17 protein-coding genes are annotated in these 20,716 nt (G+C 68.7%); 6 read left to right on the top strand and 11 right to left on the bottom strand.

What is annotated here, in order from left to right:
- Positions 1–88: 88 nt before the first annotated feature.
- On the top strand, positions 89–694 hold the full coding sequence (locus TR33_RS16105) for a YceI family protein (protein ID WP_017533267.1): 606 nt from the start codon (positions 89–91) through the stop codon (positions 692–694).
- Between the two features lie 78 nt (positions 695–772).
- Here the strand turns inward: TR33_RS16105 and TR33_RS16100 are convergent, their stop codons facing one another.
- Together TR33_RS16100 and TR33_RS16095 are read right to left on the bottom strand one after the other, a co-directional pair.
- Complete coding sequence (locus TR33_RS16100; protein WP_026124758.1) at positions 773–1,690, bottom strand: ribokinase; 918 nt, start codon at positions 1,688–1,690, stop codon at positions 773–775.
- 11 nt (positions 1,691–1,701) lie between these two features.
- Positions 1,702–2,526, bottom strand: a complete 825-nt coding sequence (locus tag TR33_RS16095) for an exodeoxyribonuclease III (RefSeq protein WP_193789585.1) — start codon at positions 2,524–2,526, stop codon at positions 1,702–1,704.
- A 383-nt stretch (positions 2,527–2,909) separates the two neighbouring features.
- On the opposite strand from TR33_RS16095, the gene TR33_RS16090 reads away from it, so the two are divergent.
- The gene (locus tag TR33_RS16090; protein ID WP_042283897.1) at positions 2,910–4,148 is read left to right on the top strand and encodes a winged helix-turn-helix domain-containing protein; all 1,239 of its coding nucleotides are present in this window, start codon (positions 2,910–2,912) and stop codon (positions 4,146–4,148) included.
- Between the two features lie 31 nt (positions 4,149–4,179).
- Positions 4,180–4,743 (top strand): hypothetical protein, encoded by a 564-nt coding sequence (locus TR33_RS16085; protein WP_234305863.1) that lies wholly within the window; start codon positions 4,180–4,182, stop codon positions 4,741–4,743.
- Positions 4,744–4,814: 71 nt separating this feature from the next.
- Here the strand turns inward: TR33_RS16085 and TR33_RS16080 are convergent, their stop codons facing one another.
- From TR33_RS16080 to TR33_RS16065, 4 genes are all read right to left on the bottom strand, one after another.
- Positions 4,815–5,264, bottom strand: coding sequence for a type II toxin-antitoxin system VapC family toxin (locus tag TR33_RS16080; RefSeq protein WP_042283895.1), 450 nt, complete (start codon positions 5,262–5,264; stop codon positions 4,815–4,817).
- Positions 5,261–5,557, bottom strand: a complete 297-nt coding sequence (locus TR33_RS16075; RefSeq protein WP_042283894.1) for a toxin-antitoxin system HicB family antitoxin — start codon at positions 5,555–5,557, stop codon at positions 5,261–5,263. The genes TR33_RS16080 and TR33_RS16075 overlap by 4 nt, the downstream gene beginning before the upstream one ends.
- A 101-nt stretch (positions 5,558–5,658) precedes the next feature.
- Positions 5,659–6,801, bottom strand: a complete 1,143-nt coding sequence (locus tag TR33_RS16070; protein ID WP_014909548.1) for an acetyl-CoA C-acetyltransferase — start codon at positions 6,799–6,801, stop codon at positions 5,659–5,661.
- Between the two features lie 121 nt (positions 6,802–6,922).
- Positions 6,923–8,956: an MDR family MFS transporter gene (locus TR33_RS16065; protein WP_042283892.1), complete on the bottom strand. Its 2,034-nt coding sequence runs from the start codon at positions 8,954–8,956 to the stop codon at positions 6,923–6,925.
- Positions 8,957–9,159: 203 nt separating this feature from the next.
- On the opposite strand from TR33_RS16065, the gene TR33_RS16060 reads away from it, so the two are divergent.
- Both TR33_RS16060 and TR33_RS26930 read left to right on the top strand, forming a co-directional pair.
- Positions 9,160–10,302 (top strand): acyl-CoA dehydrogenase family protein, encoded by a 1,143-nt coding sequence (locus TR33_RS16060; protein ID WP_042283890.1) that lies wholly within the window; start codon positions 9,160–9,162, stop codon positions 10,300–10,302.
- A gap of 26 nt (positions 10,303–10,328) precedes the next feature.
- Positions 10,329–10,496, top strand: coding sequence for a hypothetical protein (locus tag TR33_RS26930; RefSeq protein ID WP_014910921.1), 168 nt, complete (start codon positions 10,329–10,331; stop codon positions 10,494–10,496).
- Between the two features lie 823 nt (positions 10,497–11,319).
- Here TR33_RS26930 and TR33_RS16050 read toward each other — a convergent pair.
- The 5 genes from TR33_RS16050 to TR33_RS16030 all read right to left on the bottom strand — a co-directional run bounded on the left by TR33_RS16050 (position 11,320) and on the right by TR33_RS16030 (position 19,315).
- Positions 11,320–13,623, bottom strand: coding sequence for a SpoIIE family protein phosphatase (locus tag TR33_RS16050; protein ID WP_017533261.1), 2,304 nt, complete (start codon positions 13,621–13,623; stop codon positions 11,320–11,322).
- A 152-nt stretch (positions 13,624–13,775) separates the two neighbouring features.
- On the bottom strand, positions 13,776–14,474 hold the full coding sequence (locus TR33_RS16045; protein WP_017533260.1) for an iron-dependent transcriptional repressor DtxR: 699 nt from the start codon (positions 14,472–14,474) through the stop codon (positions 13,776–13,778).
- Positions 14,475–14,825: 351 nt separating this feature from the next.
- Positions 14,826–15,479 carry a pyridoxamine 5'-phosphate oxidase gene (gene pdxH / locus TR33_RS16040; protein WP_014908713.1) on the bottom strand — a complete coding sequence of 218 codons (654 nt, stop codon included), beginning with the start codon at positions 15,477–15,479 and terminating at the stop codon, positions 14,826–14,828.
- A gap of 81 nt (positions 15,480–15,560) precedes the next feature.
- Positions 15,561–15,902, bottom strand: a complete 342-nt coding sequence (locus TR33_RS16035; RefSeq protein WP_017533259.1) for a hypothetical protein — start codon at positions 15,900–15,902, stop codon at positions 15,561–15,563.
- An 80-nt stretch (positions 15,903–15,982) separates the two neighbouring features.
- Complete coding sequence (locus TR33_RS16030; RefSeq protein ID WP_042283887.1) at positions 15,983–19,315, bottom strand: hypothetical protein; 3,333 nt, start codon at positions 19,313–19,315, stop codon at positions 15,983–15,985.
- Between the two features lie 223 nt (positions 19,316–19,538).
- On the opposite strand from TR33_RS16030, the gene serC reads away from it, so the two are divergent.
- Positions 19,539–20,660, top strand: a complete 1,122-nt coding sequence (gene serC, locus TR33_RS16025) for a phosphoserine transaminase (RefSeq protein ID WP_014913366.1) — start codon at positions 19,539–19,541, stop codon at positions 20,658–20,660.
- Positions 20,661–20,716 lie beyond the last annotated feature (56 nt).

Here is a 20,716-nt window from a genome sequence, read left to right as displayed (position 1 = left end):
CCGGTCGGAACCAGATCGACCGGTGGGACATCGCACCTAAGGTATGTGGACGAAACACGCATACCAGACAAATAGGGAGCATTCGCCAATGGCATCCACCCCTGCAGCCTTCGGCCCCGGACCGGGTACGTGGTACCTGGACCCGTTGCACTCCAGCCTCATCTTCGTCGCCCACTACCTGCGCTTCGGCCGGGTCCAGGGGACCTTCGGACAGGCTCACGGACGGATCCACGTGGCCGACGACCCCACGCTGTCCTCCGTCGAGGTCGAGATCGAGACCGCCAGTCTCAACACCGGGGTGAACGCCCGCGACGCGCACCTGCGCTCCGCCGACTTCCTCGACGTGGAGAACCACCCGAGCCTGTACTTCACCTCCACCGGGGTGGAGCCGGACCGCCGCCGCAACTCCTTCCGCCTCCACGGGGACCTGGAACTGCACGGCGTGGTCCGCCCCGTCACCCTGAGCACCGAATGGGTCGGCGAGGCCCCCGACTACGGCGACCCCGAGGGCACCTACGGCCACTTCTTCTCGGCCACCACCCGGCTCTCCCTCTCCGACTTCGAGGTCGGAGACGGCGGACCGCTCCCCTGGGGCGGCCGGATGGTCGGCGACAACGTGGACATCGTGCTGGAGGTCCGGATCCAGGACCAGGACCCCGACGACTTCCTGCGTCAGATCGGGCACATCTCCTGAGCCGTTCCGGGTGCCGTCCCCACCCGGAGCCGTAGGAATCCCCGCCCGAAACGAACGAGGCCCCGAAGGGCCCCGTCGTCATCCGCGCAGCAGCGCCTCGACCTCGTCCCGCGACGCCATCGAGGCACCGGCTCCGCGCCGGCCCACCGAGATCGCGGCCGCCGCCGCGGCGAACTCCATCGCCTCACGCGGGGAACGTCCCTCCGCGCGCGCGATCGCGAAGGAACCACAGAAGGTGTCGCCCGCGGCCGTGGTGTCCACCGCCGTCACCCGACGCGCCGGAACCGCCACCGGCTCCTCCCCGCGACGGCCGTAGAGGGAACCGTCCTCGCCCAACGTCAACAACACCTCGGGCACCCGCTCCAGCAGCGCGGCCAGCGCCGCGCGCGGTTCGTCGTACCCGGTGATCGCGGCGGCCTCGTGCTGGTTGGGCACCAGGACGTCCACGTGCGCCAGCAGCTCGTCCGGCAGCTCCCGCGCCGGAGCCGGCGTCAGGTAGACCGGCACACCCTTCTCACGGCCGAGCCGCGCGCCCGCCGTCACCGCCTCCATCGGCAGTTCGAGCTGGAGCAACAGGGCGTCGACCCCCTCCAACAGCGACCGGTGCTCCTCGGGGACCCCGGTGACCTCGCCGTTGGCCCCGGGGACCACGATGATGCGGTTGCCGCCGCGCCCGTCCACGACGATGTGCGCCACCCCCGACACCCCGGGCACGGTGCGCAGACCCGTGACGTCGATGTCCTTCTCCCTCAGATCGGCGCGCAGCTCCGCGCCGAAGAGGTCGTCGCCCACCGCGCCGAGGAAGGCCACCCGGGCGCCCGCCCGCGCGGCCGCCACCGCCTGGTTGGCGCCCTTGCCCCCGGGGACCTGACGGAAGTCGGTCCCGGTGACGGTCTCGCCGCCGCCCGGCACCTCGTCCACGTAGGCGACCAGGTCCATGTTGACGCTGCCGAGCACCGCCACCGCGGGCGTTCTCGACTCCGTGTTCGCGTTCACCGTCGTCCTCACTACTTCTTCTGCCGGTCGACCGGCCGGTCATCGGCCCCGTCGAGGGCCACGATGACGGGGGCGTGGTCGGAGGCCCCCTTGCCCTTGCGCTCCTCGCGGTCGATGGAGGCCCCGGTCACCCGGGCCCGCAGCGCGGGCGAGGCGAGCACGAAGTCGATCCGCATGCCCCTACGCTTGGGGAAGGCCAACCCCTTGTAGTCCCAATAGGTGTACACGCCCGGACCCGGCGTGTGCTCGCGCACGACCTCGTCGAACCCCGCGTCGATCAGGGCCTGGAAGGCCGACCGCTCCGGCTCGGTGATGTGGGTGAGGCCCTCGAAGGCGGCCATGTCCCACACGTCGTCGTCCTGAGGGGCGATGTTGAAGTCGCCGACGTAGGCGATCTGCGCCTCGGGGTCCTCCGCCAACCGGGCGACGCCCGCCTCGCGCAGAGCCTCCAACCAGCGCAGTTTGTAGGCGTAGTGGGGGTGGTCGACCTCACGCCCGTTGGGCACGTACAGGCTCCACACCTGGACGCCCGCGCAGGTGGCGGCGATGGCCCGGGCCTCGCGCTCCTCGGGGTCGCCGTAACCGGGCTGGCCGGGGAACCCGATCCGCACGTCGTCGAGCCCCACCCGCGAGGCGATCGCGACCCCGTTCCACTGCGAGAGCCCGTGGTGGGCGACCTCATAGCCGCGGTCGGTGAAGACCGAGGCGGGGAACTGGTCGTCACGGGCCTTGGTCTCCTGGATGGCGACGACGTCGATGTCGCTCCGGTCCAGCCAGTCGCCGATCCGTTCGGCCCTGGCGCGGGCACTGTTCACATTCCATGTCGCGATACGCACAGCCAAAGGCTAGATCATCGCGCCGACGTCCCGCTCTGACCTGCGCTCGGACCTCCGCGACGGCGTCATCGAGCGTTGCTCGGTGGGCGGATACGGAAAGACCCCGGTGCGGCCGTCCTCCGCACCGGGGTCACGCGACTCCCGGCACATGATCGGTCCGTTTCCGTCGCGTTGCGTTGGACGGGCCCTCGCCCCCTCCGGTTCGCATCGTGCACAAGGTTTTTTCGAGGAAGTGGAGGAATCCGACGTCATAGCGACTTCCCAACCCCCCTTGGTGGGGATTCAGCCTTCCAGAGCCCCCTTTCGGACACCCTAAATGGAGAAAAGCTCTTTTCCGTAGAGAGGTGCCGAGAAATGTCGTCGGCACGGACTAGGTTGACGGCATGGCCGAACCCCATCCTCGTCGCGACGCCGAACTCTCCCTGCCCCAGGCCCGACGGATCGCCCTGGCCGCCCAGGGCTTCGCCGACCCGCGCCCCAGGGCGGAACCGACCCTCGCCCACCTGGCCCGGGTCCTGGGCCGGATCGGGATCCTCCAGATCGACAGCGTGAACGTCCTGGCCCGCAGCCAGTACCTGCCGATCTTCGCCAGACTCGGCGGCTACGACACCGCCCTGCTGGACCGGGCCGCCACCTCCACCGTCGGTTCCGGTCGGGCCCGCCTGGTCGAGTGCTGGGCCCACGAGGCGAGCCTGGTGCCGCCCTCGACCCACCTGCTGATGCGCCACCGGATGGAACGCAACCGCGCGCAGGAACGGGTCGGGTGGCTGAACGGGATCCGCGAGGAGCGGCCGGAACTGCTCACCGCGGTACACGAGGAGGTCGCCCGGATCGGCCCGGCCACCGCCCGCGAGGTCGAGGCGGCCCTGGCGCACGACGCACCGCGCCGCAAGGACCACTGGGGCTGGAACTGGTCCGAGGTGAAGAAGTGCCTGGAATACCTGTTCTGGATCGGCGACCTCACCTCCAACGGACGCAACGTCCAGTTCGAACGCCGCTACGACCTGCCCGAACGCGCACTCCCCGCCGAGATCCACACCGCGCCCCTCCCCACCCCGGAGGAGTCCCATCGCGGCCTGGTCTCCATCGCGGCCCGCGCGCACGGGGTGGCCACCGAGCCCGACCTGCGCGACTACTTCCGGCTCAAGGCGGGCGAATCCCGCAAGGCCGTCGCCGACCTGGTGGACGCCGGAGAGCTGATCCCGGTCACCGTCCGGGGCTGGGGGCGCCCCGCCTACCTGCATCGGGACGCCAGGATCCCGCGCAAGGTGCGGGCCCGCGCGCTGCTGAGTCCGTTCGACTCGCTGGTGTGGACCCGTGATCGGGCCGAGGAGCTGTTCGGCTTCCGCTACCGGTTGGAGATCTACGTACCGGCCGCCAAACGGGTGCACGGCTACTACGTCCTGCCGTTCCTGCTGGGCGACGATCTGGTGGCCCGGGTGGACCTCAAGGCCGACCGCGCCTCGGGCACCCTGCTCGCCCGTCGGGTCACCCTGGAGCCGGACGCCCCTGCCGACACCATGCCCGAGCTGGTGGAACAGTTGAAGGAGATGGCCGTCTGGCTCGGTCTGGAGAACGGCGTGGCCGGAGAGGGCCTCTCCTCTCCGACATCGACACGGTGAAGGTCGGAGGTTTCTGGCAGGATTCGTCACCATGCGTACGATCCCCCGCACAGCGAAGAATTCCGCTCTTCTCATCGGAGCCTCGACCCTGCTCCTGACCACCGGGTGCGCCGTGGACGACAGGGAGTACTCACCGGTCCCGGCCGGTAGCGACTACGCCTGGTACGTGCCCGACGAGATCCCCGAGTGGTCGGTCCTCGAGGCCGACGACGACTCGCAGGGCTTCCTGTTCGACGGTTGCAGTGTCACGCTCGCCCACACCGAGGGGCAGGCCGCCCGGTTCGACTCCGAGGAGGAGGCCGCCGGGTACTGGACGGACATGGTGGCCGTGCAGATCGGCGGGAACGTCGCCGAGGCCACCGTCACCACCATCGACCCGGTCGAACTCTCGACCGACACCGGCGAGACCGTCGAGCTCACCAGCATGGAGGTCTTCGACGAGGCTCAGAACTCCGGCGCCCGGGTCGGGGTCCACTGGCAGGGCGATGACGAACTGCACTACGTCTTCCAGTGTTCCGAACCCTACGGCTCCTGGTCGGATGGCGAAGGAGAGCTGGAGGCCTTCTTCGAGAACATCAAGGTGGTCCTGCCCTGAACCGGCCGACGGGGCCGCGTCCCGGGTGGGACGCGGCCCCGTCGAGGCACGGGCTCAAACCCGCTCGGCTTTCAAAAGGTCTGTTCGGGGACCGGGGAGAACCCCTCCATCACGGCCGCGGCCCTCAGGTTCTTGTCGAACACCGCGCAAGAGGTACAGCTCGGATCGACCGTTCGGACCGCCTTCGCCGAAGCGAGTTGGACGGCGTCGTAGGCCCTCAGTCCGTGCACCGCGGTGAGCCTTACCGCTTCCTCCAGAATCTCGGCCGTCACCCTGACCGCCGAGAAGCGCCGCTCCTCACCGGGGGCACCGAAGTAGTCGGCTTCGAACTCGGCCACCAGGACCCTCGTGTCCTCGACCCCGAGCTCCCCCATCCTGTGTTTACGCCACAGAGCGGCGGGCACCTCGACCCTGGTCATCTGGGAGACCACCAGAGGAGCGGCCATGGCACGGACGGCCTGACTCCCGTGTTCCTCCGCGTACAGCTTCACCACGGCGGACGTGTCGGCGAAGACGCTCATTCACGCCCTTCCGTCACGAGATCCTCCAACGAAGTTCCTCCGCCCGCGGCTCGACGTGCCTTCTCCACCGCTGCGCGGCTCGGGCGAGAGCGTTCGGTTCCCGAGGAGTCCAGCAGCCCGGCCTGCGCGAGTTTGGCGCGAACGGCCCGAGCCTCGTCACTCTCCAGGTCCGGGTCGGTGGCGGCCCGCATCACCCTGGTCACGTACTCGTTCAAGCTGACGCCACGACGTTCGGCCGAGCACTTGACCCGGCGCATCAGCTCTTCCTCGGCTCTCCATGTCATCTGACTCATGATGTCATGTTAGATGCATGCATGCCTGCAATCAAGAAGGCGCCTCGGAGGGAAACGGGGCCGCGTCCCGGGATGGGAGGCGGCCCCGTCGAGGCGTGGGGTCAGACCCGTTCGATGATGGTGACGTTGGCCTGGCCACCGCCCTCGCACATGGTCTGGAGGCCGTAACGGCCGCCGGTGCGGTGCAGTTCGTTGACCAGCTTGGTCATGAGGATCGAACCGGTGGCGCCCAGCGGGTGGCCCAGGGCGATGGCGCCGCCGTTGGGGTTCACCTTGGCCGGGTCGGCGCCCAGCTCGTCGATCCACGACATCGGGACCGGGGCGAAGGCCTCGTTGATCTCGGTGACGTCGATGTCGTCGATGCCCAGACCCGCCTTCTCCAAGGCGATCCTGGTCGCCGGGATCGGAGCGGTGAGCATGTAGACCGGGTCGTCGCCGACCAGCGAGAGCTGGACGATCCGGGCCAGCGGGGTCAGACCGTGCCGCTCGACGGCCCGCTCGGAGGCGATGAGCAGGGCGCCGGCGCCGACGGAGATCTGGCTGGCCACGGCGGCGGTCAGCTCCCAGCCCTCGCGCAGCGGCTTGAGGCCGGCCATCTTCTCCATGGTGGTGTCGGCACGCACGCCCTCGTCCCGGGAGACCCCGGCGATCGGGGCGATCTGGGAGTCGAAGCGGCCCTCCTCCAAGGCGACGGCGGCGCGTCGGTGGCTCTCCAGGGCGAAGCGCTCCAGCTGTTCGCGCTTGTAGCCCCACTTCTCGCACATGAGCTGGGCGCCGCGGAACTGGGAGATCTCCTGGAAGCCGTAACGCTCGATCCACCCCTCGCCGTACAGCGGGAGGTCGTTGTCGATGGCGAACTGGACGTTGGCGCCCATGGGCACCATGCCCATGTTCTCCACTCCACTCGCCACGACGAGGTCCTGGGTGCCGGACATGACGCCCTGGGCGGCGAAGTGGACGGCCTGCTGGGAGGAGCCGCACTGGCGGTCCAGGGTGACGCCGGGGACGGTCTCGGGCAGCCCGGCCGACAGCCAGGCGGTACGGGCCAGATCGAGGGCCTGGGGGCCGGCCTGACTGACGACGCCCATGATGACGTCCTCGACGGCGGACGGGTCGACCCCGGTGCGCTCGACGAGTTCCTTGAGGACGTGGGCTCCCAGGTCGGCCGGGTGCACGGCTGCCAGCGCGCCCTTCCTGGTGCCGACGGGGGTACGTACTGCGCCGACGATGTATGCCTCGGCCACGGGGTCCTCCAAAGGGCGTGGATGTGACGTCCTGATAAACCGAACTGTATTCGGTTTCACCGGGCCGGCAAGACCCCGCCCCCCGCTTTCCATCCGATCCGACCGCGTGAGGCCGTCCGCGTCAGGAGGACTCCCCCGAACGCCCCAGGCCACCGATGTCGTTCTCGGCGCTCAGAGTGCCCCCGGTGACCCGTTCCAGGACCTCGAACACGTCGGGATGTTCGTCCGGCCCGAAGTCGGCGAGCAGGGAACGCAGAGCCGTGCGCTGCGCCTCGTACAGGCTTCGGACCGCGTCCTCCCCGCGCCAGTTCAACTCCCACGGCTCCTCCTCGGACACCAGGTATCCGGCCTCCAGCAGCTCTCGATGCGCGACCTCCCACCGGGAATCGTGCAGTCCGGACATCCGGGCCAGCTCGGCAGCGGTCATCGGCCCCTTGACGCCCAGATGGCTGAGCGCCCAGCAGGCCTCGATGGAGAGGTCCAGCCCCGCGGCCTCGCGCAGACGCCCGTACATCGTCTCGGCGCCCTCCGCCCCGCAGGCCCGGTAGATCTCGTTCTCGACCTGTTCGATCGCCGTGCGACTCGGGGTGGCGACCGGGGCGACGGTCTCGTCCAGGTCCGGGGTGCCGATCGTGGTCCGCAGCGGGATCTGCTTCAGGAAGATCGCCAGGACGAACCCGACCAGGGCCACCGGGACCGCGCAGAGGAAGACGGTGTCGATGGCGTCGGCGTAGGCCTCCAGGAAACCGGCCTGGGTCGCCGGGGAGAGGGAGTCCAGCGCCCTCGGGTCGCTCTCCAGACGAGCGGGGTCCACCCCCGGCGGAAGGTCGAGCGCGCCGGCCCGTGCCGCCAGATTCCCGGCGAGCTGTCCGGCGAAGACCGCGCCGAACACCGCCGTGCCGAACGAGCCGCCGATCGAGCGGAAGAAGGTCGCGGCGGAGGTGGAGACACCCAGGTTGTCGTAGGAGGCGGCGTTCTGCACGACCACGACCACCACCTGCATCACCAGTCCCAGACCGGAGCCCAGGACGAAGAAGTACAGCCCCATCTCCACCAGGGAGGTCTCCGGGCCCATCCGGGACATCAGGAACAGGCCGAGCGAGGTGAGCGCCATGCCCGCGATCGGGTACGGCTTGTACACGCCTGTACGGGTGACCAGGCGTCCACTGGTGATCGAGGTGAGGAACATGCCCAGCACCATGGGCAGCAGGTGCAGCCCGGAGGCCGTGGGCGACAGACCGTGGACGATCTGGAGGAACAGCGGCAGGAACGCCATCGAACCCATCATGGCGAAGCCCACGCACAGGCTGATGCCCATGGAGACGACGATGGTGGGGTCGCGGAACAGACCGAGCGGCATGACCGGGTCCGGGGCCCTTCGGGCCGTGAACCACCATCCGACCCCGAAGATCACTCCGGCCGCGGACAGGCCGATGATCTGCCATGACAGCCAGGAGTGGACACTGCCGCCCCAGGAGGCGACGAGGGTGAAGCACACGGCGGTCGCCGCGATCAGGACGATGCCCGCGTAGTCGATGTTCTGCCGTCCGACGGGGCTCCGGCTCGGCAGCACCCACAGCACCGTCAGGAAGGCCAGCAGCCCCAGTGGCAGGTTGATGTAGAAGACCCAGCGCCAGGACAGGTGGTCGACGAACAGGCCGCCGAGCAGCGGTCCGGCGACGCTGGAGACCCCGAAGACCGCACCGAAGAGCCCCTGGTACTTGCCCCGTTCGCGCGGAGAGACCACGTCGCCGATGATCGCGGAGGCCAGCACCATCAACCCGCCGCCGCCGATGCCCTGGAAGCCGCGGGCCAGCACCAGTTGCAGCATGTCCTGGGCGGCCCCGCACAACGCCGACCCGGCGAGGAACACCGCGATACAGGTCAGGAACAGGCGTTTGCGGCCGAACTGGTCGCCGAGCTTGCCCCACAGCGGAGTGCAGGCGGTGACGGCGAGGAGATAGGCCGTGATCACCCAGGACAGGTGGTTGAGCCCGCCCAACTCGGACACGATGGTCGGCAGCGCGGTGGAGACGATGGTCTGGTCCAGCGCGGAGAGCAGGACGGTGAGCATCAGGGAGGTCATGATCAGCGCGATGCGACCGCCGTGCCGGCCGTCCCGTCCCCCTCGGTCGGCGGTGCCGGCGCGTGCCATCGAATCGTCTCCCCCGGTCCGGCGGGCCGCCCCGGACGGCGGCCCCGCTGCGGCCAGAGTAGGAACCCGTTCCTCCCCTTCTCAGGGGAACCGCCCACGCGGACGGGAACTTTGCCCCGGCTTGCCTCGCGCACTTCAAAACCGAATCTGATTCGGTTAACGTGTGGGAACAACGTGACCCCCGACACCCTCTGGAGCAGAGCATGAAACGGGAACTCTTCGACGCCGACCACGACCTCTTCCGAGAAACCGTCGCCGAGTTCCTCAAGAGGGAGGTCGTCCCGTTCCACGACCAGTGGGAGAAGGACGGCATCGTGCCCCGATCCGTATGGGTCAGGGCCGGTGAGGTCGGGCTGCTCGGGCACGGGGTCCCCGAGGAGTACGGGGGCGCCGGCCTCGACGACTTCCGCTACAACCAGATCGTCAACGAGGAGATCTGTCGGGCCCACGCCAGCGGCCTCGGCATCACCTTGCAGAACGACGTCATGGCCCCGTACATGGTGGGCCTGACCACCGAGGAGCAGAAGCGCCGCTGGCTCCCCGGATTCGCCTCCGGAGAGCTGATCACCGCCATCGCGATGACCGAGCCCGGCACCGGCAGCGACCTCCAGGGGATCACCACCTCCGCCGTACGCGACGGGGACGACTTCGTCCTCAACGGCGGCAAGACCTTCATCACCAACGGCATCAACGCGGACCTGGTCATCGTGGTCGCCCAGACCGATCCGGAGGCGGGGGCCCAGGGTTTCTCCCTGATCGCCGTCGAACGCGACATGCCCGGCTTCACCCGGGGTCGCAACCTCGACAAGATCGGCATGAAGGCGCAGGACACCGCCGAGCTGTCCTTCGACGACGTACGGGTCCCCGTCTCGAACCTGATCGGGACCGAGGGGCAGGGGTTCATCCACCTGATGGAGAACCTCCCTCAGGAGCGGCTCTCCATCGCCACCTGCGCGGTGGCCTCCGCCGACTTCGTACTGCGGCACACGATCGAGTACTGCCGGGACCGCACCGCCTTCGGCCGCCCGATCGGACGCTTCCAGAACTCACGTTTCGTCCTGGCCGAGTCGGCCACCGAGGTGGATCTGGCCCGAACCTACGTGGACCGCGGGGTCGAGCTGCTCAACCGGGGTGAACTGACCGTCGAGGACGCCGCCAAGGCCAAGTGGTGGACCACCGAGATGTGCAACCGGGTCATCGACCGGTGCCTTCAGCTTCACGGCGGGTACGGGTACATGATGGAATACCCCGTGGCACGGGCCTGGCAGGACGCGCGAGTCCAGACGATCTACGGTGGCACCACCGAGATCATGAAGGAGATCGTCGGCCGAGGCCTGGGCCTGTAGAACCCCCGTCCGAAAGGGTCCCGGTCATGAGCGGAGCGTGGGACGGCCTCATCGTGATGGGGCTGTTGGCAGTACTGCTGATCATCGGCGTCCGCAGGCTTCGCAGGAAGGTCCACGTCCCCTGGTCGACCCCCGGGATCGTGGTGGTCTTCATGTTCGTCTGCCTGCTGCTGTGGGCCTGGTCCTGGCGCTGAGCCGCACCCCTCACCCGACATCGAACGATCCGTGGACCCACCACCCGAGGGTGGTGGGTCCACGGTGCTCGGACGACCGGCGAGGCACGAACGGACGATCCCGTAGGCGGGTGGGGACCGGCCGCCCGGGCCTCGGTCTCGATGGCGTCGACGTGTGCTCCGGCGAGACCCCCTCAGACGACGACGGCCACGACCGTGCCCTCCCTCGGGGAGGGACCACCACGAGGAGGCCTCTCCCTTCGGGAGAAGGGGGCCGCGCTTTCGACCGCACCCATGGGACCAGGTCCCGAATGGCGCGCGACCGCATCCCCGAGAGTCCGGGGATTCTCGCGACGAGAACGGTTCGAGGCCCCTTCGACGGTGGAACGGGTCGACGGTGCGATGACCTTCGGGGAAATGGGAGAGCCCCCGAAACCCTTCGACCGACACCCGACAAACCCTGCGACATAGCCGATTCGGGAAACCGAGAAGGCCCCGAGACCCCGGCGGGACCGGGAACCCGATCCCTCTCCAGAGAAGCGGCGACCACTTTCGAACGACCGAATGACAATGCCTCCAGGGCCTTTCCAGGGCACACGACAACCGTTTACCACTGAATAAAGTAACCAGACGACTACGGATAAACAAGGTCGCGCGGGTCATTTTTTGGTGGCCTGAAAAAGGTTTAGGGCGCCAGGTGTCCCGACCAGCGGGAGCGAACGGTTTCAAACCCCCGCCGCACAGAAAGCCACTGGAAGGACACCGTACGCGCTCGAGGGTGCCCCCGCCGAGAACGCGAAAGGGGGGACCGGAGAGTCCTCCGGTCCCCCTCGCGACACGTCGGTCACCTCTCGGCGGCCCGCTCCGGTTCCTCTCGGGCGTCCCCGTCGGTGCCCTCGGAGCCGTCGGCGTGCATGGGCATCTCGAACCACACGGCCTTGCCGTCCGGGGTCGGACGAGACCCCCACCGGCTGGCGAGCTGCTCCACCAGGTACAGACCCCGGCCGCCCTCGTCGTCGGCGGCCGCGCTACGGATCCGGGGCAGTCTCAGGTCGTGGTCGAAGACCTCCACCCAGATCGCGTTGGCCCCCCGGCGCAGTCGGAGCAGGAACTCCTTCTCGGCCGGATCCTCGCTGGACTCGTCCTCCTCGGCGACGGCCTCCAGAAGGTCGCTCCAGTCCTCGTCGAACTCGTCGGCCCCACCGCCGTTCGAGGACAGGGGACTCTCCGAGTCCAGCACCCCGGCGCCGGTGAACTCCCGGTGTACCGGGTGCGGGGTGGCGTGGATGACCACGTTGGTGACGATCTCCGAGACCAGCAGACAGGCCAGCTCGGCCTGGTCCCGGTCCACGCCCCATTCCTTGAAGGTGTCGGCCGCCAGATGACGGGCGGCGCCCACCGTGGAGGCCTCCGAGGGGAACCAGCCCTCGCGCAGCGCCAGCTCCTCCGAGTGCGTGCGCACGACCAGCAGCGCGGTGTCGTCCTCCAGTTCGCCCGGCACGCTGTACACGGCCGCCTCGGCGATCTGTTCCACGTCCTTGTCGGCGACCTCGGAGACCCGCTCCTTCAGCCGCACGAGAGCGCCCTCGGGGTCGGGTTCCCCGCCGACGGGTCTGCGGTCCACCAGACCATCGGTGTACATGACCAGGGTCGCGCCGATGGGCAGCCGCAGATCGGCCTGGTGGTAGACGATGTCCTCGCCCGAACCGCCCTTGGCCCGCACGCCCAGCATGCGGTCGGTGACCTCCAGGTCCAGGGTCTCCACGGAGTCGGAGGTGACGAGCAGTGGCGGGGCGTGTCCGGCGTTGGCGTAGGACAGCTCCCGGGACCAGGCGTCGTAGACCATGTACAGGCAGCTGACGCTGGGGATCCAGACCCCGCCGTTACCGTCGGGGACGCCCAGTCGACGCACCCACTCGTCCAGCTCGCGCAGGATGTCGGCGGGCTCCCGGTCGGCCTGGGCGAAGGCTCGCAGGGCGGCCCTCAGCTGCCCCATGACGGCCGCCGCGTGCGGGCCCCGTCCCTCCACGTCGCCGATGACCAGGCCCACGCGCCCGGCCGACAGCGGAATGGCGTCGTAGAAGTCGCCGCCCACCTGGGCCTGGAGACCGCGACCGTTGATCGGTCCGGCCGGCAGGTAGCGGTGGGCGAGGGTCAACCCGTCCAGGGTCGGGAAGTCGCTGGGGAGCAGGCTCTTCTGGAAGGCCAGAGCGGTGCCGCGCTCCTCCTCGTACAGGCGGGCGTTGTCGATGGCCAGGGCGACGCGGGAGGCGATGGCGCCGACCAGATCCCGGTCGAAACCGCCGTAGCTGCTCTTCTGTCTCGGGGACAGTCCGGACAGGGCCAGGGTCAGCACGCCCAGGACCTCGCCCCGGGCGCGCAGGGGGGCGGCGATGGCGGAGGTGACCCCGACCTGGCGGGACACCCGGTCGGAACGGTCGTTGGGAGAGCTCTCGTAGAGGTGTTCGCTGCTGACCACGGTCTCCAGTCGACGCAGCGACTGAGTGACGAAGTGGCGTTCGGGGTAGCGGACCTCGTCGCCGACCTCGTACCAGGTACGGGGCGGGGGCTCCCACCCTTCGGCGTGCACCGACACCTGTCTGACCAGGCGTTCGTGGTCATAGAGGTCGATGAAGCAGTGGTCGGCGAACTGGGGCACCAGGATGCCCGCCACGCCCTTGACCGTGGAGTCCAGTTCGAGGGAGCCGGCCAACCGGCTCCCGATCCGCTCCAGCAGTCCGTACTGCTCCTCGACCCGGCCGCTGCGCAACGCCTCGCGGGCGATGAGGGCGATGCCGTCGACCTCGCCCGCCTCGTCGAGCATGGGCACCGCCTGGGCACGGACGTGGATCCAGGTCGCGTCGCCCTTGAGCACGGCGAACGTGCCCTCCCAGGGCTCTCCGCGCAGGACGCGGCGCGCCAGCTGGGAGGCGTGTTCGCGGTCGGACTCGTGGATGCCGATGTCGAGCAGGGACATGCCGACGTAGTCGCGCCCGTCGACGAATCCGAAGAGTTCGCGCGCGTAGGGATTCCAGTACCGCAGGAGACTGAACCGGTCGATGACGACGATGGCGATCTGCGCCTGGTCGACGACTTCGGCCGTGGCGAGCGCATCGCTCTCCCGGAAGGGCTCACCCCACCGTGTCATCTAGCCGCCACCTCGCCGTCATGAGCTGCATACATGCCCGCTCCGGGTACCCCGAACGACCGCACCTTGGGGCGAGCGTAGCAACACCGTCAACGTTCCCGCAGCGCAATGGGACAATCCCGATGAGCAACCGATCAACGTGTACGAACGTTTCACGGCTTGGCGACGAAGATGTGTCCGGCGACGCCCTCGGGCAGGTCGGTGTGCCCGTTCTCGCCGATGACGCGCACCCCGCCGTCCGCGGCACGAAGCACCACTTCCTGTCCCGGTTGTACCCCGGATTCGCGCAAAGTGAGCATGATGTCGGCGTCCGGCTGAAGCTGCTCACTGATGCGACGCACGGTGACGGTGATGTCGGTGTTGGAGACGACGTCCGCCATCGGGACGATGGAGTCGTCGGTGAACGGCTCGGGGGCGTAACCCTCGAGGCCCAGTTCGTCCAGGCCGGGGATGGGGTTGCCGTGCGGACACACCGAGGGGGCGTTGAGCAGCGTCACCAGGCGCTCCTCCACCGCCTCGGAGATGACGTGCTCCCAGCGGCAGGCCTCGATGTGGACGTCCTCCCAGGGGAGGCCGATCACGTCGACGAGCAGGCGCTCGGCGAGGCGGTGCTTGCGCATGACGTGGGTGGCCAGTCGGCGTCCCTCGGCGGTCATCACGAGGTGCCGGTCGTTCTCGACCCGGAGGAGACCGTCACGCTCCATGCGGGCGACCGTCTGGCTCACCGTGGGTCCGCTCTGGCGCAGGCGCTCGGCGATGCGGGCCCGAAGCGGGACGATGCCCTCCTCCTCGAGCTCGAAGACCGTACGGAGGTACATCTCCGTGGTGTCGATCAGCCCGTGTGCGGTCAAGACTCCCCTCCCAAGGCTCTGCGCCCGACGCACGGTCACGGCGGGTACGGCGGGTCTGGCACAACACGGGCCGGGACCGAGTGATTCCCAAGGGGCCGAGTGGGGACCGGGACGTCCGCAGGACCGCGCGAGCGACCACCGATGATTCCAGCATATCGTGACGTGCCGAGCATGGTTTTCGACGATGTCTCACGATGCGGACACGGTCGTTCCATGTGATCTCCGCCTCGCAAGGGCCTGAGGTCACAGGTGTGCAGAGTACCCCGTCCCCGGCCCGAGCGGTCCTTCGACCCCGCCGATCTCCGAACCCGTGTACGAAGCGACCGACATCACGCCCGACGGCCCCTCGGCCTAGGGGGCAAGGCGATCGATGCCCCAGGCACCGTTCTCGTGGAGCAGGTAACGGAAACGGTCGTGCATACGGTCCTGTCCGCCCTGCCAGAACTCCACCTCGTGGGGGACGAGGCGGTAGCCGCCCCAGTAGGCGGGTCTGGGGATCGGGTCGTCCAGACCCCACACCGTGTCGAAGCCGTGGAAGAGCCGATCGAGTTCCTCACGGTCGTCCACCGGCTGAGACTGACGTTCGCTCGCCCAGGCCCCCAGGCGGGAACCGCGAGGCCGCGAGGCGAAGTAGCGGTCGTTCTCCTCGTCGTCGAGACGCTCCACCGTGCCCGCGAACAGCACCTGACGGCGGATCGCGTGCCAGGGGAAGACCACCGACGCCCGCGGGTCGGCGTCCAGTGCCCGCCCTTTGCGCGAGGTGTAGTTGGTGAAGAAACGCAGCCCGGAACCGTCGTAGCCCTTCATCAGGACGGTGCGGGACCGGGGGAAGCCGGACGGCTCCACCGACGACAACACCATCGCGTTGGGTTCGGCCAGGCCCGACTCATAGGCCTCGCCGAACCACAGGTGGAACTGGGTCATCGGCAGTTCGGCCAGGTCGGATCGGCGCAAGGGTTCACCCATGTACGGTTTCCGCAGTTCGGCGGGGTTCTGGTCGTCCACAGAAGGCATGATCTCGCGCCGGGGCCTCTGGGAGCCAATCGCCCCCGCGGCCCGGCGCGCGCCCCTTACACCACACGGCGCTCAGTCGCCCCTCTGAAGCTCCACAGGCACGCACTGCTCACCCTCTTCGGGTTTGTCGGCGTTGCGCAGACCGCATCTTTGGATCACGTGCTGGCGCTGCCCACGTTCGGTGTCCTCGTTGTACCTCTCCGCGCCGGCCAGCACCAACTGCACCATCCGCCCGCCGAGCCAGTTCCCCCTGTTGCCCTCTTCACCCCCTTCATCTCCTTCATCCTCTTGGCCCGAACCGAACGCGATGTAGCCGGAGACCCCGGTGAACTCGGTGCCCCGGATCTCTCTGTAAAGTTCGTTCCGTTCCTTCTCGTACCCCTCGTCGGAGTTCAGGAAGGCGGAGCGATCCATCCCTACTCCTCTCAGGAGTTTTCGGGCCCATGACACGTTTCCTTCGGAACCCACCGACGACAGAGACCATTTGACCACGTTCAGGGCGTCGTAGCCCACGACGGCGTGTGCGTAAGAGGGCGCCTTCTTGTTGCCCCCTCCTCCTTGGCGCTCGCCTTCGGATCCTCTTCGGTGGTCTCCTCTTCGCCCTCCTCCGGCTCCTTCTTCACTCCCTGGGACTCTGCAACCAGCCCCCGGACCTCGTCGTAGAACTCCTCGTCATCGGTCCCGGCGTTCTCATCACCGTTCTCGACGCTCTCATCATCGGCCCCGGAGCCCTCCTCAGCCTGGACGCCCCAGGAATCACTGGGCGCCAACGGCGTGTAGAACACCCGATGACGCTCGGAATTGCCCTCGATCAGCACTTCCTCATCGGAAATGAACTTGGAGACGTCGTCGCCCCCCAGGATGGTCATCTCCCCTCTATGACAGGCCTCCCACGCGGACTTCCGGAACTCCTCGTAGAACGCTTTGAAGTCCTGAGCACGCCCCGCGTAGTAGAGCAGTTCCGGTGGCTCCTTCGGGGCGCATACCTTCTTCACCACCTCACGAAGTGTGGGCCCGTCCCCCTCACGCTCCTCCTGGTAGAGCAGAACGCCCGCCTGCTCGGACTCGCCCAAGCCCTCGGAACCCCTCCACGGCTCTCCGTCGAAGCCCTCGAAGAAGTCCATGAACCTCTCGGCCAGGTGTGGGCCGTACTGCTCGTGTTCCTTCTCGCCCCCCGGGGGAGGCGGGTTGTGGGCGATGGCCACCGCGGTCGCGTGGGCGGGCAGGCCCTCCTCCGAGTCGCCGTCCTTCCAGGAGGCCCCGTGCCGGGCCCAGTAGGCGGCCTGCTCGGCGATCCGGCTGTTGGAGGGCGCGATCGGGAAGTAGAACCCGCTGTGCCCCCAGGGCTCGGACAAGGCCACGTCGTCGTAGGTCGCGGTGGTCCCCACGATCGGGATGAAGGCCTCCGAGATCTTCTGTATGGCGGTGCCGTTGGGGACCAGGCTCTGCCCGAAACCGACCGCCGCGATGGGACGGTCCATACCCGACCGTTCGTTCCTCGCCCTTCTGACGATCTCCTCCGCCGTGGTCTCGGCGTGTGCCCAACCCTCACCCGCGTTGCCCAGGAGCAGCTTGATCATGGGCCTGTCCCCGGGGTCCTCGTTGTGCTCTCTCTGCGCCAGGGCCATCCCGAAAAGTTCCCCTTGGACCCCGGCGAGGGCGTAGTCTTCCTTGCCTTCCTTGGTAGAAGCGCTCATGTCCGCCATGTGAGCGATCGTGACGTAGGGTTCTCCGCTCTTGTCGACCTCCTCGTTCTGCTCCCGGATGAGTTCGATGACACCGTCCAGCCGACCATGGAACCTGACTTCGCCATAGGTCACCCCGACGCATTCCTTGGCGCCCGGACCACCCGATGAACGGTCGACCCTGAAGATGCCCCGTGGTTTGGTCACCCCTTCACCGACGCAGAATCCCATCATCGTCTGAAGGGGGTTCACGACCTCCTGAGCGAAGAGCACGAGCGCGACGACCACGGCACATCCTCCGAGCGCACGGGTAGCCCAGGCGGATCGGGTCGGGACCCAGGCGGGCGGGGTGTGCCATCTCCGCTCCCGGGTCTCCCGGGCCAGAGGCGCGACCTTCGTCGTCAGAACCCGGGAGACACCGAGCGTTCCGGCCAGATGGCGATCGCGAAGCCACGCGCGGACCTCTCGTGAGGTCTTGGCGGACCCGTCGTACTCGGGCAGGTGACCGTACCTGGCACTCTCGATCGACTCCGAGACCAGCGCGGGGCGCTCACCGTCACGGATCTGGACCAGCAGTAGAGGGTCGGGAAGCGCACGCCGCAGACGCTCGTCCTCGATCAGGCGGACGAGGTAACGACCGACCGGGCCGAGCTCACGCTGGTCGTAGATCAGCACCGGACGCGCGTCCCGCGCACCACCTCGCCACAGCGATGAGGCCCCGTAGAGGCGGTGAAGGTCGTCGAGCAGAGCACTCACGGCGATCCGGTGGGCGGGGGGAGGAAGCGTCCCCTTCTCCCCCCTGCCGGCTCCGAGCCTTCCCGTATCACGGTCGGGGTGGTGAAGTTCGTTGAAGAGGTGAAGGCCCAGGACCCGGGAACGGCCGAGACGACCCGTCCCGGTTCCGTCCGAGCTCTTGCGCGCCCCCTCGTCCAACGTGCTCCGGTAGTCGCCGAGCCACAGGTAGGGGCGCCAGGGGAGGAAGAAGAAGAACACGGTGAGCAGGTACACGGCGGCCAGGAGGAACCCGGACGCCAGGGAGACGAGGTCGTTGAACCGCTGGGCGACTTCGTTGAGCCGCTGGGCCGCCAGGCCGAGGAAGGCGAAGGGGGTGGCGGCCACGATGAGGGAGACCAGGAACGAGAGTGGGGTGAGGAGCTTCTCGTCGAGCAGGCCGAAGGTCGCCTTCTCGGACACCCGTGTCACCCACCGGGAGACGGCCGTGGCGCTCCACGCCGCCCTGCGCCAGTGCACCAGGGCGCGTTTGTACAGGAGCGTCCAACGTCGCCCCCTCCCGTCGTCGGTGGACGAGGAGGCCTCCTCCAAGGCCCGGTCCCGCTGTTCGACGGCGGCCTCCAGGCGCGTCTCGCGCAGCCTGCCGATCACCTCGATCTGTGAGCGGCTGTCATTCTCCAACCGACGGTCCGGGACTCCCCGGCCACCGTCGTCCTCGTTCGAGCCGAGGCCGCAACGGTGCAGCCACAGGAGGGAGTGCAGCCGGGGCAGCCGGGGTGAGGGCGGGAAACGACGGCGCCGTGGCGGGACGAGCTCCTTCCGGCCCTCCTCGCTCCGCGTCCAGGCGAAGCCGCCGTCCACCAGGCTCCCGATCAGCTCGTAGAGCTGGTCGGTGGTGACGTCGGCCTCGGGACCCTCCCTCTCTCCGGGAGGAGGGGCGAGGGCCGGACGAACGACCTCGTCCGGCGCGGGTCGAGACCACCGGGACAGCAGACGCGACCGCCGGAGGGAGGCTCTCTTCGCGGGTCGAGACCGGGAGGGGTTCTCCGCGCCCTCTTCGTCCTTCTCCTCGACCTCGGTGTCGGCGGTCGGACCCCCCAGGGGCAGGGTCCAGACCGGACCGACCGCACAGCTCTCCACGAGCATGCTCTGGACCCTCGCGCGGTCGGAGTCCCGGTCGAGGACCAGGTCGAGCACGGGAGGGGGCTCGGCGAGGTCACCGCGTTGGAGGGCGCCACGCTCCGGAACGTGACGACGGGTCGCGCGGGAGGCCATCCTGCGCAGGGCCCGGTCGCGGCTCCGGGACGGACGCCTGCGCAGTTCGTCGAAGATCTGAAGGAAACGAGGCCTGTCCTTCGAGGCCCCCAGGGTCCTCACGGGACTCCGCTCATCGGACTTCCGGTCGGTCACGTCACACCCCCTCCTCCGCGATCGTGGCGCTCGTCACCTTCAGCGGAGGCCTTATTAGACAGCAGGGGTGCCCGATTCGCACCTAATGGACATGAATAACCATTGGCCTATATCGGCCAGAGCCATCGATTGTGACGATCCCTTACATCGGTCACGTTTTCTCACGCCCCTGATCCCCGCCCTGACCGGCGGTATCACCCGCCCCACCACTACCCTGATCGGTGTGACCGAGATTCAGATTCCCGCGAACCTGCTGCCCGCCGACGGCCGTTTCGGGAGCGGCCCCTCCAAAGTCCGCGCCGCCCAACTCGATGCCCTCGCCTCCTCCGGAACCCACTACCTGGGCACCTCTCACCGGCAGAAGCCGGTGAAGTCCCTCGTGGGTCGGGTCCGCGCCGGCGTGCGCGACCTCTTCTCCCTCCCCGACGGCTACGAGGTGGTGCTCGGCAACGGCGGCACCACCGCCTTCTGGGACATCGCCGCCCACGGCCTACTGCGGTCCAGGTCCCAGCACCTGGCCTTCGGCGAGTTCTCCTCCAAGTTCGCGAAGGTCGCCGGAGGCGCCCCCTGGCTGGAGGAGCCCACGGTCATCTCCACCGACCCCGGCAGCCACGGCGAGGCCGTCGCCGAGGCCGGTGTGGACGTGTACGCGCTCACCCACAACGAGACCTCCACCGGTGTGGCCGCGCCCATCAAGCGGGTCGCCGGCGCCGACGAGGACGCCCTCGTGCTCGTGGACGCCACCAGTGGCGCGGGCGGTCTGCCCGTCGACATCACCGAGACCGACGTCTACTACTTCGCCCCGCAGAAGAGCTTCGCCGCCGACGGCGGCCTGTGGATCGCGATCATGTCGCCCAAGGCGCTGGCCCGGGTCGAGGAGATCGCCGCGAGCGGTCGCTACATCCCCGAGTTCTTCTCGCTGACCACGGCGGTCGCCAACTCCGCCAAGGACCAGACCTACAACACCCCGGCCGTGGCCACCCTGCTGCTCCTGGCCGAGCAGCTGGAGTGGATGAACGACCAGGGCGGGCTGAAGTGGACCGTGGCGCGCACCCACGAGTCCTCCTCCATCCTCTACAACTGGGCCGACCGCACCCCGGTCACGTCGCCGTTCGTCACCGACCCGGCCAAGCGTTCCCAGGTGGTCGGCACCATCGACTTCTCCGACGAGGTCGACGCCGCCGAGATCGCGCGGGTCCTGCGCGCCAACGGCGTCGTGGACACCGAGCCCTACCGCAAGCTGGGCCGCAACCAGCTGCGCGTGGCCATGTTCCCGGCGGTCGAGCCCAGTGACGTCAACGCCCTCACCGAGTGCGTCGACCACGTCCTGACCAGGCTGTCCTGAACCGGTCCCACACCATTGGAGAATGGAGGCCGACCCGCCGCACGTGGGTCGGCCTC

The organism is Nocardiopsis alba (genome assembly GCF_000710955.1).
In the GTDB taxonomy this organism is placed as follows: domain Bacteria; phylum Actinomycetota; class Actinomycetes; order Streptosporangiales; family Streptosporangiaceae; genus Nocardiopsis; species Nocardiopsis alba.
Note: the sequence above shows the minus strand (reverse complement) of the source record. Positions and strands in the feature narration are given on the sequence as shown.